Origin of the sequence: Flavobacterium urocaniciphilum (assembly GCF_900110615.1) — a bacterium.
GTDB lineage: Bacteria > Bacteroidota > Bacteroidia > Flavobacteriales > Flavobacteriaceae > Flavobacterium > Flavobacterium urocaniciphilum.
Map to the genome: position 1 here is coordinate 41,362 of NZ_FOEI01000003.1, position 14,671 is coordinate 56,032.

At 32.1% G+C, this 14,671-nt stretch carries 9 protein-coding genes; all 9 read right to left on the reverse strand.

Going from position 1 to position 14,671, the window contains the following annotated elements; genetic code table 11:
* Positions 1-9: 9 nt before the first annotated feature.
* Positions 10-420 (reverse strand): YeeE/YedE thiosulfate transporter family protein, encoded by a 411-nt coding sequence (locus BMY86_RS07050; protein ID WP_091466971.1) that lies wholly within the window; start codon positions 418-420, stop codon positions 10-12.
* Between the two features lie 2 nt (positions 421-422).
* On the reverse strand, positions 423-989 hold the full coding sequence (locus tag BMY86_RS07055; protein WP_091466974.1) for a YeeE/YedE family protein: 567 nt from the start codon (positions 987-989) through the stop codon (positions 423-425).
* Positions 990-1,169: 180 nt separating this feature from the next.
* On the reverse strand, positions 1,170-1,355 hold the full coding sequence (locus BMY86_RS07060) for a YgaP family membrane protein (protein ID WP_091466977.1): 186 nt from the start codon (positions 1,353-1,355) through the stop codon (positions 1,170-1,172).
* Positions 1,356-1,403: 48 nt separating this feature from the next.
* Complete coding sequence (locus BMY86_RS07065; protein ID WP_091466980.1) at positions 1,404-4,610, reverse strand: efflux RND transporter permease subunit; 3,207 nt, start codon at positions 4,608-4,610, stop codon at positions 1,404-1,406.
* Between the two features lie 43 nt (positions 4,611-4,653).
* Positions 4,654-5,736, reverse strand: a complete 1,083-nt coding sequence (locus BMY86_RS07070; protein ID WP_091466982.1) for an efflux RND transporter periplasmic adaptor subunit — start codon at positions 5,734-5,736, stop codon at positions 4,654-4,656.
* A 36-nt stretch (positions 5,737-5,772) separates the two neighbouring features.
* The gene (locus BMY86_RS07075; protein ID WP_394332565.1) at positions 5,773-7,011 is read right to left on the reverse strand and encodes a TolC family protein; all 1,239 of its coding nucleotides are present in this window, start codon (positions 7,009-7,011) and stop codon (positions 5,773-5,775) included.
* 335 nt (positions 7,012-7,346) lie between these two features.
* Entirely contained in the window at positions 7,347-9,245 is a 1,899-nt protein-coding gene (locus BMY86_RS07080) for an amidophosphoribosyltransferase (RefSeq protein ID WP_091466987.1), read from the reverse strand.
* A gap of 99 nt (positions 9,246-9,344) precedes the next feature.
* The gene (locus BMY86_RS07085) at positions 9,345-10,268 is read right to left on the reverse strand and encodes a PfkB family carbohydrate kinase (RefSeq protein WP_091466990.1); all 924 of its coding nucleotides are present in this window, start codon (positions 10,266-10,268) and stop codon (positions 9,345-9,347) included.
* A gap of 136 nt (positions 10,269-10,404) precedes the next feature.
* Entirely contained in the window at positions 10,405-14,577 is a 4,173-nt protein-coding gene (locus BMY86_RS07090) for a T9SS sorting signal type C domain-containing protein (protein ID WP_091466992.1), read from the reverse strand.
* Positions 14,578-14,671: the final 94 nt, after the last annotated feature.

Below are 14,671 nucleotides of genomic sequence, written 5' to 3' on the forward strand. Positions count from 1 at the left end.
TTTTGTATTTTAATGTGGTAATTTATCTTTAAAGTAACCATAGCACCAAGTACCCAAAACGGCACTTAAATACACAACACCTACGACTAAAAAACCAGCACCAAATTGAGCATAAATGGAACCCGGACAAGCTCCTGTTAACGCCCAACCCATTCCGAATAATAATCCGCCAAAAATTTGACCTTTATTACTTTCTTTTTTCTCAATTGTAATTGGTTGCTTGTCGATTGTTTTCAATTTTAATTTTTTAATGATTAAAATAGATAAAAACCCTACTACAACAGCCGTTCCAATTAATCCAAACATATAAAAAGATTGAAAACGAAACATTTCTTGAATACGAAACCAACTTACAATTTCAGCTTTTATAAAAATTATTCCGAATACGATTCCAACGAATAAATATTTTAAATTTTTCATGATTAAAGGAATTTAAAAATTAAGGGCATGATTAAATTGGTAACAATAATTCCACCAATCATAAAACAACACGTGGCAATAAGAGAAGGCAATTGTAACGTTGACAATCCTAAAATAGAATGACCACTTGTACAACCTCCAGCATATCTAGTTCCGAAACCAACTAAAAATCCTCCAATTACAAAAAATACAAGTCCTTTTAATGTTAAAATATTCTCTATTGAAAAAATTTGAACAGGCATTAACTCAGAATAATTTGTAATACCAAATTCTTGCAAAGCGTTTTTAGTATCTTGAGAAACGATAATATCATTTGGATTGGCTAAAAATGCTGAAGCGATAAAACCTCCTAAAACAATTCCAACTACAAAAAACAAACTCCAAATTTCCTTTTTCCATTCATAGTTAAAAAACGGAATATTTTTAGGAATGCAAATGGCACAAACATGTTTTAATGAAGACGAAACGCCTAATTTAATATTACCTAACAATAATAAAATGGGAATTAATAATCCAATAAGTGTTCCAGCAATTGCCCAATGCCAAGGCTGTTTAATAAGTTCTAACATAGTTTTTAAATTAATTATTTGTATTAAAATCGACTTTAATAGAAAAATTAAACCAACTTAATATTGTTTTTATTTAATCGAAATATAAAATTACATGAATATGTAAAGGACGACTGTAACTATAGTTACAAAACATTTAAAAATTAAAGCCGTTCTGTAATTTGTCAGAACGGCTTATTATTAATCTTTTACTCCTAATTTATCTAAAATATCTTCCATCAAACACCATTTTGTAATAGAAGATTGTAATAGATTAAAACCTACAAATGCTGTAAACCATAACCAATTTTGATTTACATAAAGGGAAAGAACGATACTTATAAGTATGAAACTCCCTGCTATTGCTCTAATGATTCTATTTTTCATAATTATTTAATTTAGTAACCCTAAAGCTGTATAACAGTAAGGTTAATTTTAATTATTTTCAATCTTATTTTCCCACTTTTTTCTTTCGGTGATGTAATAAATAATTGGAACTACAATTAGCGTAAGGATAGTTGAAACAATTGCGCCAAATACAAGTGAAATTGCCAAACCTTGGAAAATTGGATCAAACAATATGATTACGGCTCCAATTACAACCGCTCCTGTTGTTAACAAAATTGGAGTTGTTCTTACCGCACCCGCTTCAATAATGGCTTGTTTTAGAGGAATTCCTTCGTTCAATCTGATCTCAATGAAATCGATAAGCAAGACCGAATTTCGTACCATTACTCCTGCTAAAGCAATCATACCAATAAAAGAAGTTGCTGTGAAATAAGCATCTAACAACCAATGTCCGAAAACAATTCCTACCAAAGAAAGTGGAATAGCCAACATCATAACAATTGGTGTTTTAAAATTTTGAAACCATCCAACAATTAACATATAGATAATTACGATTACTACACCAAAAGCAATTCCTAAATCGCGAAATACTTCTAAAGTAATTTGCCATTCACCATCCCATTTTACAGTAAAATCACTTTCATCAGATGGTTGTTCCATGTATAATTCGTTTACTTTATAGCCTGCTGGTAATTTCATTTTTTGCAATTCTTCATTCATACCAAGAATAGCATAAACCGGACTTTCTAATTCACCGGCCATATCAGCCGTTACATAAACAACGCGTTTTTGATCTTTACGATAAATCGTTTTTTGTAAAACATCTTCTTTTACTTTTACTAAATCGGAAACCGGAACCACATTTCCATGACTTCCTTTTATCTTAAGATTTTGAATATCTTGAAGCGACGTTTTGTCTTTATCATCTAAAGAAAGAACAATTCCGACACTGTTATTTGAATCTTCATCATATAAATTTGAAACCGGATATTCTTTTAACAAATACGTTAGATTTCCAACAATTTGTTGAGGCGCAATTCCGTTTAACATTGCTTTTTCTTTATCTACTTCTAATTTATATTCCGTTTGATTGTCTTCTACATACCAATCGATATCCACAATATCTGTAGTTTTATTTAGTATGTTTTTTACTTGATTACCAACTTCAATTTGTTGGTTGTAATCTGGTCCGTAAATTTCTGCAACCAATGTTGATAATACAGGTGGTCCTGGTGGTACTTCAATAACTTTTACATTTGCCCCGTATTTTTTTGCAATCTTCTGAACTTCTGGTCGAACTACTTTTGCTAAATCGTGACTTTGTAAATCTCTATCTTCTTTGTGTAATAAATTAACTTGAATATCAGCCATATTACTTCCACCACGTAAATCGTAATGACGAACCAAACCGTTAAAGGTAATGGGTGCAGATGTTCCAATATAATTTTGATAATTTACCACTTCAGGAACTGTAGTTAAATATTGAGCGATTTCTTGAGTAACAGCAGCCGTTCTTTCTAAAGTTGTTCCTTCTGGCATATCAATAACCACTTGGAATTCATTTTTATTATCAAACGGTAACATTTTTACCAAAACAGATTTTGTAAAAAACATTAATACAGATCCGCCTAACAATACAACAGTTATCACTAACATCATTCTACGTTTGGTAGAATTCTCTAAAAATGGACGTTCTAATTTATTGTATAATTTATAAATCCAAGATGTTTCTAAACCTTGTTCTGCTTTAGATTCTTGTTCTTCTTTTTCGTGTAATAAATGATAACCTAAATAAGGAGTTACCGTTAAAGCAACAAATAAAGACAATAACATTGCTATTGAAGCTCCAATTGGCATCGGACTCATATAAGGTCCCATCATACCCGATACAAAGGCCATTGGTAAAATTGCTGCGATTACTGTAAAAGTGGCTAAAATCGTTGGGTTTCCAACTTCGTTAATGGCAAATATAGCAGCATCTTTAAAGGGCAGTCGTTTCATTTTAAAATGGCGATGCATATTTTCGGCAATGATAATACTATCATCTACTACAATACCCACTACGAAAACCAATGCGAAAAGTGTAATTCTATTTAAAGTATACCCTAACATATAATAGGCAAACAATGTTAGTGCAAACGTTAATGGAACAGAGAAGAAAACGACTAATCCGCCTCTCCAACCCATTGCAAACATAACTAAAAGCGTTACTGCAATAATTGCGACACCTAAATGTGTAAGTAATTCACCTACTTTGTGCGATGCTGTTTCACCATAATTTCTAGATATTTCAACATGAACATCATCTGTAATTAAAGTCTTTTTAAGCGTTTCAATTTTGGCAATGATTTTATCTGCAATTTGCATGGCATCCGCACCTTTTACTTTTCCAATTGAAATAGTAACAGCAGGATATTCCGATTTGTTTTTAGCATATTTTTCATTTGCTTTTCCATATCCGAAAGACACATAACTTCTTGGAGTAGATGGTCCGTCTTGAATACTCGCTACTTGTTTTAAGTAAACCGGCATATTCGCATTAACACCCACTACTAAATTTTCTACATCTTCAGAAGTAGATAAAAATTCACCCGTTGTAAGTAAAAATTCTTTATCATTTGAAACAAAACTACCCGATTGCGAACTTCCGTTATTGGCTTGAATCATTTGCATAATTCCTAGAGCATCAACTCCGTTTTCAGCCATTTTATCTTTGTCTAAAACAACTTTTAATTCGCGCGTTCTACCACCAATTTCTTTCGTAATGGCAACATCTTTTACTTTTTCAATTTCAGAAGTTACTTCTTCTGCTAATTGACGAATTTCGAAATCGTTTAATTTTTCACTCCAAAGTGTTAATCCCATCATAGGAACATCGTCAATTGAACGGGTTTTAACCATAGGTTTATAAACACCTTTTGGGAAAATATTTTCGTTTTTAGCTAATTCATCATATAATTTTACATACGAACGTTCTATGTCTTCACCTACATAAAATTGAACAATAATCATAGCCTGACCATTCATAGCCATACTATGTAAATGTTCTACACCTTTTACATTAGATAATATTTTTTCCAAAGGTTTGATAACACGACTTTCAACTTCAGCTGGACTAGCACCTGGATATCCAATCATAATATCTGCCATTGGAATAGCAATTTGAGGTTCTTCTTCACGAGGAATTAAGAACGAACTATATACCCCAATTATCATCAATCCGACCATTAATAAAATGGTTAATTTAGAATTTATGAAAAAATGGGCAATTTTACCTGATATACCTTCTTGCATGATTTTTTTGTTTAAGAATTTAATGTTAAGACATTAAAACTGATTATTTAACACTCACATTAGCACCATTATACAATTTTCCTTCAGCAGAAACTATATATTGTTCATTGGATGTTAAACCTGATAAAACTTCAACTTGATTCCCGTAGGTTTTACCTATTCTAATCCATCTTAAAATAGCGGTTTTATCATTTGCTACTGTATAAATTCCAGTAAGTTGACCGTGTTTCACTAAAGCACTTTCAGGAACCATTACTTTATCTGATTTGATTGTATTTTCTTTTGCAACTTTATTAGCGATTGGAAATTGAACATTTACAAACATTCCTGATAAAATTGATGTATCGTTACCATTTAAAGTTACTTTTACTAAATATTGACCACCTGTGTTTTTAGCTGAACCACTTACTTCTGAAACTTTACCAGCAACTTCTTTATTTAAAGATTTAACTAAAATTTTAACCGGCATTCCGTTTTTAATTTGATTAATATCACTTTCCGAAACCATTGCAGTAACTTGCATTCTTGAAACACCTTCAACACTTACTAAAGGCATCCCAGGATTTGCCATATCACCTTCTTTTACAAACGTATTGGTAATTTCTCCAGAAAAAGGAGCCGTAATGTTTGAATAAGAAAATTGAGCCATAACTTCATTTCTCATTTGTTTTGCACCAGCTAAGCTTGCTTTAGCCATTTCATAACGAGAAGTCATGTCGTCTAATTCTTTTTGAGAAGCACTTTGTTGACTGAATAAAACTGTAAATCTATCGTAGTCTTTTTTAGCATTATTATAAGCAGCAGTTGCTTGTAAAATGGAAGCATCAACTTGTGCTTTTTTAGCTTGTAAATCGGTACTATTAATACTTACTAATAATTGCCCAGCAGCTACTTTCTGACCTGTTTTTACATGTACTTTGGTTACATAACCCATCATTCTCGTACTTAAATTGGCACTACTTTCGGCTTCTGTTTTTCCACTAGCAGTAATGAATTCTGAATTATTGGTAGATAATCCGTTTACTTCAACTAATATAGCAGGATCATTATTTTTAACTTCCTTCGATTCTTTTCCACAAGAAACTAGAAATAAACTGATTAAGGATAGTAATATTGTATTTTTCATAAAATTATATTTTCTGATTTCAATTATTTTAAATTGTTATTTAGTTAAAAATTGCAAGTATTGTTTTGTGAAATTATATTCAAATACGGCTTGCAATAATTCTAATTCTTTCTGAATCATTTGCGTTTCTGATTGTAATAAATCGGTTGTTTTTTCTAATCCTTGAGCAAATCTATTTTGTCGAATTCTATATGCTTCTTGAGATTGTTCAAAGGCTAATTGCGATAAATTAACTTTGTTTTCAGCATCTTTAAGTTGTCTGTTGGTTTTATTTAATTCTAACTGACTTTGTTTCTTGTATTGTTCTTTTTCTGCTTCGGCTTTTAAAGATTCAGCTTTAGCTTTTTCGTATTTTCCAATAGATTTGAAACCATCAAAAACATTCCAAGACAATTGTGCACCTACTAAATAACCACTTGCCGAAGTACCAAAAATGGTTTTATCGTACATTTCATAACTTCCAAAAGCATTTAATCTAGGTAAAAAATTCATTTTAGAAGATTTAAGCATAAACGAATACGCTTCAGAAGATTTCGAATATGCTTGAATGTCTTTTCTGTTTTCTGATAGATTTACTTGTAATTCTTCAATTGCAATTTTATTGTCTAATAATTCAGTCGGTTTGTACGTTTTACCTTGAGTATCTTCATTTAAGATAAATGCTAAATAATCGGAAGCATTTTGAACATTACTTTTTGCATATTGCAATTGATTAGTAATTTCATTTACACGAACTTGCACGTTTAACAAATCTGTTTTTTGCAACAATCCTTGTTTGAAATAATTTTCCACTAATTTTAAATTTGCCTTTCCAGTTTCATTTGCTTTTTCTAAAACACTAACTGCTTTATAGGCTAATTGTAATTGCATGTAGGCTTTTGAAACCTCTAATTCTAGATATTCTTTAGTGCGTTCCGATTGCAAATGAAAAGCTTCCATTTTAGCTTTAGCCGCTTGTCTGCCATAAAAACCATCAACATTAATTATAGGTTGTTGAATTTCTACTTTTGTAGCAAAATTTTGCGTTTTTGCTGGATCATTTAATAAGGCCGGATTGAAATCAGAGGCTGTTAAAATTTCCTGATTTAATTTAGATCCAAAAGCCATTAAAGGATTGGTTGTAGAAATCCCAGTATGAGAAACATTTATATTTGGAAAGAAAACGGCTTTTGATTGAATGTAATCGGCTTTAGCAGATTCGATATTCTTTTGAGCGATTTTGACTTGTAAATTATTTTTTTCAATTAGAGAAGAAAGATCACTTTTAGATATCATAAGTGTATCTTGACTAAACCCATAATAGGAAAAGAACAAAAACAAAAACAGGTACTTTTTATTTAATTTGATCATAATTGTATTTATTATGACACAAATTTAAGCGCATATTAATTGCTAGAGCGTAACAAGTGTTACAGAGGTATTTTGCTTATAAATCAATGCTTTAAGAAGTATGTAAAATAAAAAAGGTGAAACATTGTTTCACCCTTTTTGCCCCAAATCTACCATAAAACTTAACCTACTAATTTTCTGGTAAGGCTAAAGTATGGCGACTTTGTTAAATATTTTAAAAAAATTGTTATACAGCTAAAATACTCGATGAAATGCATTTTTTAGTAGGCTCTTTCACCATTTCCTTCATAAAAATTAATGAAAGCTGTGTTCACAACTCTATTTCCACCTGGTGTAGGATAATTTCCTGTGAAGTACCAATCACCTAGGTTTTTCGGACAAGCCTTGTGTAAATCTTCCACTTTTTGGAAAATAATTTTAACTGCAGCCTTAATACCTTTTGATGTTAACATTTCAGCCATTTTATCTGAAATTTGTTCATCGGTAAACGGCGCATAAATTTCTTTTACATGATTAACAACTTCTGTATCTTTTAATCCTTGTTGCGCTTTACATTTTTTGTAAACTTCGTCAACAATATGATATTGATTTGTTTCTTTTAATAATTCTAATGCGGCACGGAAAGCAATAAATCCTTCCATTGTACTCATATCGATACCGTAACAATCTGGATATCTAATTTGAGGAGCAGATGAAACTACTACAATTTTCTTCGGATTTAAACGATCTAAAATTTTAATGATACTTTGTTTTAGCGTTGTACCACGAACAATACTATCATCGATAATAACTAAATTATCGGTTGGTTTTACTACACCATAAGTAATATCATACACATGAGAAACCATTTCGTCTCTACTACTATCTTCTGTAATAAACGTTCTTAATTTAACATCTTTGATGGCAATTTTCTCAGTACGAACTTTTTCTGCTAAAATAGCATTAAGACCGGCCTCATCTAACGTATTTCTTTGAGCGATAATATCTTTTACTTTCTGATCGTCTAAGAATTTTTGAGCCGCTTCTGCCATTCCGTAAAACGACGTTTCTGCTGTATTTGGAATAAAAGAAAATACCGAATTATGAATGTCGTTATCTATTTCCTTCAATACATTTGGAAATACATATTTACCTAATAATTTTCTTTCTTGATAAATTTCAGCATCACTTCCACGAGAAAAATAAATTCTTTCAAATGAACATGCTTTTTTCTCACCAGCTTCTCTAATATTTTCAAATTGAACGTTTCCGTTTTTCTTAATGATAATCGCATCACCAGCTTCTAATTCTTTAACATCATCAAATGCAACATTAAATACTGTTTGAATAACTGGACGTTCTGAAGCAACAACTACAATTTCATCATCTTGATAATAGAATGCTGGACGAATTCCGTTTGGATCACGAACTACAAACGCATCACCATGACCTAGAAGTCCGGCCATTGCATAACCACCATCAAAATTCTTAGAAGCTCTTCTTAAAATTCTAGCAATGTTTAAACGTTCTGCAATTACTGGAGAAGCTTCTTGTTTTGAAAGCCCTTCATTTTTACAATCTAGATACAAATCGGTAATTTCATCGTCTAAGAAATGCCCAATTTTTTCCATAACTGTAACGGTATCAGCCATTAATTTTGGATGTTGTCCTACATCTACTAAGTCTTGAAATAATTCTTTAACGTTTGTCATGTTAAAGTTACCCGCTACAAGTAAATTTCTGTGCATCCAGTTATTTTGACGTAAGAAAGGGTGAACACTTTCAATACTATTTTTTCCGAAAGTTCCGTAACGAACGTGCCCTAAAAACAATTCTCCTACATAAGGAATATGTTCTTTTTGTAACGCTACATTGTTTTGATAGGCTGGGTTTTTAGCTAATTCGTCTGAAATTCTTGAATTGATTTGAGTAAAAATATCTTGAATTGGTTGTGCTTGATTCGAACGAATTCTACTGATGTAACGTTGACCTGGTTTTACATCAAATTTGATACTCGCAAAACCAGCACCATCTTGTCCACGATTGTGTTGTTTTTCCATTAAAAGGTACATTTTTTCTACTCCGTAAAAAGCTGTACCATATTTTTCTTTATAGTATTCTAATGGTTTTAATAATCTAAGTAATGCAATTCCACATTCGTGTTTAATAGCGTCGCTCATAGTTGTTGTTGTGTTGTTTATCCCGAACGAGTTCAGAATCAGTTTATTTATTAGTTGTTGTATAAAAAATGCCCCGAAAATTCGAGGCATAGTTTGTTCTTATAATTTGATGTCAAATTGTGTTAATGACTTAAATTGCTGTAAACGTGCGTAAACGTCTTCTTTGTTTAAGTTTTCCATTCTCTCTGTTCCGAATTTTTCCACACAGAAAGAGGCTAAATTTGAACCATGAATAATGGCGTTTTTCATGCTTTCGAAAGAAGTATCTTCCGATTGTGCAATGTATCCAGAGAATCCACCTGCGAAAGTATCTCCTGCTCCTGTTGGATCGAAAACTTCTTCTAATGGTAATGCTGGCGCGAAGAATACATCTTTATTATGGAATATTAAAGCTCCGTGTTCTCCTTTTTTGATAACTACATATTTTGGACCCATAGTATGGATTTTTGCTGCCGCTTTTACTAAAGAATATTCTCCAGATAATTGACGTGCTTCTTCATCGTTGATTGTAATTACATCAACACGTTTCATAACGTCTAATAATTCTGGTAAAGCGCAATCCATCCAAAAGTTCATTGTATCTAAAACAACTAATTTTGGCTTAACAGTCATTTGATTTAAAACTGAAGATTGAACAATTGGATGTAAGTTTCCTAACATTACCACTTCAGCATCTTTATAATTTTGAGGAACTACTGGATTGAAATCTGCCAATACGTTTAATTCAGTAACTAACGTATCACGAGAATTCATATCGTTATGGTATTTTCCACTCCAAAAGAATGTTTTTCCACCTTTTACGATTTCAATTCCGTCAATATTAATATTTCTACTTGTTAATAAATCTAAATGTTCTTGTGGGAAATCTTCACCTACAACAGAAACAATTGCTGAATCCACATTAAAAAATGAAGCAGACAAACCGATATAAGTAGCGGCTCCACCTAAAATTTTATCTGTTTTTCCAAAAGGTGTTTCAATAGCGTCGAAAGCTACTGTTCCTACAATTAATAATTTACTCATTGTCTTCGTTTTAAATAAGCCGCAAAGATAGTTATTCCGATTGAAGTTTAAAAATTGTTATGATAATTTTAAGCATAAAAAAAATCTCGATTCCGAAAAAGTTCAGAATCGAGATTTAAAATGATAATTCTTGTAATTATTTAATTACTTTTTTAGTTACTGATTGACCAGTTGTGTAAGTAATTTTAACTAATAAGGCTTGATTTCTAGAAGCAATAGAAGTTATGTTTAATTCTTTTTCATTTACATTTTTATTATTGTAAATGTTTCTTCCTAAAACATCAAACACTTCTACACTTGCAATTTCTTGAGTAGTATTAATCTTTAAAGCATCATTTTGAGTAAATACTACAACGCTTTCATCTGAAACAAATGTATCATTTCCTAAAACTGTATTAGTAAACACTAATTTAAATCGGTTATTAAATACACCTTCAGTTGTTGTAAACTCATAAGGAGCTTGTTTGATATTGTGTGTAATATTAGAAACATTATCTTTCAAGAAAACATTTTGATTTGTGAATAAACCATCTACATTTTCTAATGAAATATTATATGTGCCAGCTGTAGTTGCTTTTAACCCTAAAGCAATTTCATCTGTATCTGAAAAAGGCAATCCTTTTCCTTGTATTACATATTCTGAATCATTGATTACGTTATAAATCATCGAATTATCTTTATCTAACACTTCACCATCAATAGCATTGTCTACTGCGTTAGTTGCTCCATTCATATAACCTACTAAGATTTGGTTATAGTTATTTGTTGCATCGTTTAGGTTTAACCAAATTCTGTGTTTTTCCGTTTCATCTGTATTAACTACATTCCCATTTGATCTATAAAACTGTGTAGAAACCGAAGCATTAACACGTTGCGTATTTGTAAAGTTTGCATTACCAGCAGCAGTAGCTCTAATAAAGAAACCTTGACCAGTTTGAATTGTTCCGTTAGGAACCGATCCACCAGCAGCAGCAGCTGTACCACCTAACGTAGTATAAGAAGCATAATTATTTACTGGATAAACCCCGCCACTTGCCGGAACTGTGTGTGTCCAGAAGTATAAAGTAGGTATAGAAGTATTAGCTCCTAAAAATGCATTGGCAGAGATTGGAGACGCATATGGATTACCTAATAAGTTATAACCAATACCAACTGTTTGTGAAACATTTCCGTTTGTTGGTACACCTGTAAATTGACCATTAAATACTGTTGACGTTACTGGCCAAGTATTCGAAGCTCTTATCATATATCCTTTACCTGCAACGAAATTTGTTGTTGGAGTTACTGATTGATAAGCTGTTGGTGTTGTTGTACCTGTATATAAATATTGATAAAATCTAGTAGCTAATGTTCCTGGTGAAAACGCTTGTAATTGTTGACCAGAAACTGGTGAAGACCAAGCAGTATAGTCTAAACGAACCATTCCTGCTGAATTTCTTTTTACTATAATATTTCCAGTATTAGCACTATTATTTACTTGACGTAAAGCTGCATTATTATTAATTGTTAATGTACCTGTTCCGTTAACCGTTACATTATTTCCAACGATTAATGTATGACCTGCATTGAAAGTTACATTCACACCAGTATTTACTGTTACTGAACAAGCATCTAAATCTGCAGTAGAATTATACGTTCCAGCAAAAGTTACCGCAGTTACTTTTCCTGGCGTTCCGTTAGACCATGCAGATCCATTCCAAGTTGAAGTTAAATCTCCACAAACAATTCCAGTTTTTGGTCCTAAAGCATAACCTCCAGACATATTTGAATTAAATGTAGCCGTAAATGTTATATTTGAACCAAATGAACCGATTGTTACGGCTTTTTCTTCAATAGTATAATTAGTATAATTTGAAGCGTTAATTATTGAAATTGGATTATTAATTACTTTGATCATTTGTAACGCCGTTCTTGATTTACCTGTTGCAGTTTCCCAAGCTGTAACTTCAGCATTTGTACAATATAAAGTAACTGTATAATTACCTGTTGTCGTATCATTTCCAGATGTAATATTATACGTTTTAGGCATGATTCTGTTCGCGGCATTCGTATCAATAAATGAAGCTGAACCTGCTCCAACAGAAGTTTGACTTCTATTAACCGTTACGTTTACACATCCATAATTAAATGTTCCGTTATTTGTAGAAGACAATACTATTTTATTAGTATCATAAACATGGAAAGTTCCTGTAGCATTTACTGTTCCTGTGTAAGGTGTTCCTGTATTAATTTCAGTTTGAACATTTGTATTTGTTATTGCATTAAAATTAACTGAATCTAACAATAATAAACCTGAAGCACCACCAACATTACTATGTCTAAATACGATATGTCCAGTTTGACCAGCATATGATGTCATGTTAATGTTTTGTAAAACTGAACTATTAGCAGAAATTGTAGTAGCTGCTTGAATAATTGTACCTGAAGTAATTTGAGCTTCTGTTGTTGGATTTAATGTAGTTGTAAAATAAGCAGAATAATTACCCGCATTAGCTCCGTATCCAGCAACTATATATGTTAAAGTAGCTGAAGTCGCACCTGCTGGTATAGTTATTTGAGGGCTTACAAAATAATTATTTGGTGAAGCATTTCCTGTTCCCCCTAAATATGTTCTACTCTTTTCTGAATAGGCTGCAGTACCAACTAATGTATTTGGAGCAGTTCCAATACCATCTGTACCTCCTACCAATCCCCAAGTATCAGCATCAGTATCTACTAAAGTCCATCCTGTTGCATCTTCAAAATCTTCATTAATTAATACGTTATTTTGAGTAGCTGTAGGTGCAAAATCATTATCAACAATAGTAATTGTCATTGTTTTTGCTAAATCATTTAATACAGCATTACCACCATTTGCATTTAATGTAAGTAAAACATTTATTGTTTCATTTGGATCAACAATTCCATCATGGAAAACTCTAACAGTTAAATTTTGTGATGCTGTTGAACCTGTTGGGAATGTTACTGTATTATTTACGATTTGGTAATCTGTATTTTGCGTTGCTGTACCACTTGTAATATTAAAAGTAACAATTGCATTTTGAGAAGGTGCTTTTCCAATTGTAACTGGAAATGTTACATCAGTATAACTACAATTTGTATTTTCATTTATTGAACCGGTAGGGTTTGTAAAACGGATAATTGGTGTTGGTGCCTGACAAGCCGTTGAAGCATTTAATGTATTTCTTCTTGGAGAATTTGTCATAACGGCAACCATTCTAGCTTTTTGATCAGCTGTAAAGGTATCCATACATGAATCATTGGTATAATCCATATAATTCTGAATCATATCATTACCTGCAATAGCTGTACAAGAATTTACGACTGTACATGAATAATTTGCATCTGCAGCAGCGGGTGTATCTGCACAAAAATCTTCATTTGTTGCCACATTTCCACCAGATGCTGGACAAGCATCATCACCCCAAATATGACGTAAACCTAACCAGTGACCTACTTCATGTGTCATTGTTCTACCCAAATTATAAGTTGGGTTTAACATAAATGTTCCATCATTTAGAGCAATGGTTCCCATTGCATCATATCCTGCTACAACTCCATCTGTATTGGCAGCACCACCATTTGCAGCTAAACCTGTTAATCCAGAAGAACTTGGAAATTGCGCATATCCTAACAATCCTGATAATCCTCCATTTTGAAGTGATAATCCACCTGGACGAATGGTCCACATATTTAAATAATTGTTAGGGTCCCAAATTGTTGCTGCTTTCATAGCCTCAACATCAGCATTAGTTTCCCAATCGGCACCACCTGCAGTATTGGCAACATTATTTGAATATGGAGCAATATTATGTCTAACAATTCCAGTTGTTGCAACACCATTTGGATCTGTTTGTGCTAAACAAAAATTAATTTCACAATCGACAGCTAAACCAGTTGAATTAGCTCCTCCAGGAGTACCAGCCATTCTTCTATAATCTTGGTTCATAACCGTAATTTGAGAAATAGCTTGTGCATCGGTAATATTTTCACCTGTACCAATTGCATCACCATTGTGTACAATATGAATAACTACTGGGATATTATATACGACTTGTACATTTCTTCCACTCTCTCTATCTTCTTTGATTTTTTTTACGATAGGTGCAATCCATGCTTCAAACTCTTCTTTAGTTTGTCTTTCTGGATATTTTGTTAGTAATGCCGCTTCATTTTCATTAGTGTAACATCTAATGTGCCCTGAAGGAGTTAGCTCTTGCACTGGGGCAAATGGTCTATTGAATCTCTTTTTTTGCGCATATGTAATTGCAGAAAAAATGATTAATAAAAAGAGTAAATTCTTTTTCATTTTATAATAATTTGGGTTTTGGTTTCCAAATGTATTAAAAAATCGATTAATAACAAAAAAGATCGATAATGTGTTAGAAACAACAAATCTCGAT

What these genes read in the sequence shown, in the direction of transcription:
- BMY86_RS07080 (WP_091466987.1), bottom strand. Translation starts at nt 9,245, where the DNA reads ATGAGCGACGCTATTAAACACGAATGTGGAATTGCATTACTTAGATTA.
- BMY86_RS07090 (WP_091466992.1), bottom strand. Translation starts at nt 14,577, where the DNA reads ATGAAAAAGAATTTACTCTTTTTATTAATCATTTTTTCTGCAATTACA.
- BMY86_RS07085 (WP_091466990.1), bottom strand. Translation starts at nt 10,268, where the DNA reads ATGAGTAAATTATTAATTGTAGGAACAGTAGCTTTCGACGCTATTGAA.
- BMY86_RS07070 (WP_091466982.1), bottom strand. Translation starts at nt 5,736, where the DNA reads ATGAAAAATACAATATTACTATCCTTAATCAGTTTATTTCTAGTTTCT.
- BMY86_RS07055 (WP_091466974.1), bottom strand. Translation starts at nt 989, where the DNA reads ATGTTAGAACTTATTAAACAGCCTTGGCATTGGGCAATTGCTGGAACA.
- BMY86_RS07060 (WP_091466977.1), bottom strand. Translation starts at nt 1,355, where the DNA reads ATGAAAAATAGAATCATTAGAGCAATAGCAGGGAGTTTCATACTTATA.
- BMY86_RS07050 (WP_091466971.1), bottom strand. Translation starts at nt 420, where the DNA reads ATGAAAAATTTAAAATATTTATTCGTTGGAATCGTATTCGGAATAATT.
- BMY86_RS07075 (WP_394332565.1), bottom strand. Translation starts at nt 7,011, where the DNA reads ATGATATCTAAAAGTGATCTTTCTTCTCTAATTGAAAAAAATAATTTA.
- BMY86_RS07065 (WP_091466980.1), bottom strand. Translation starts at nt 4,610, where the DNA reads ATGCAAGAAGGTATATCAGGTAAAATTGCCCATTTTTTCATAAATTCT.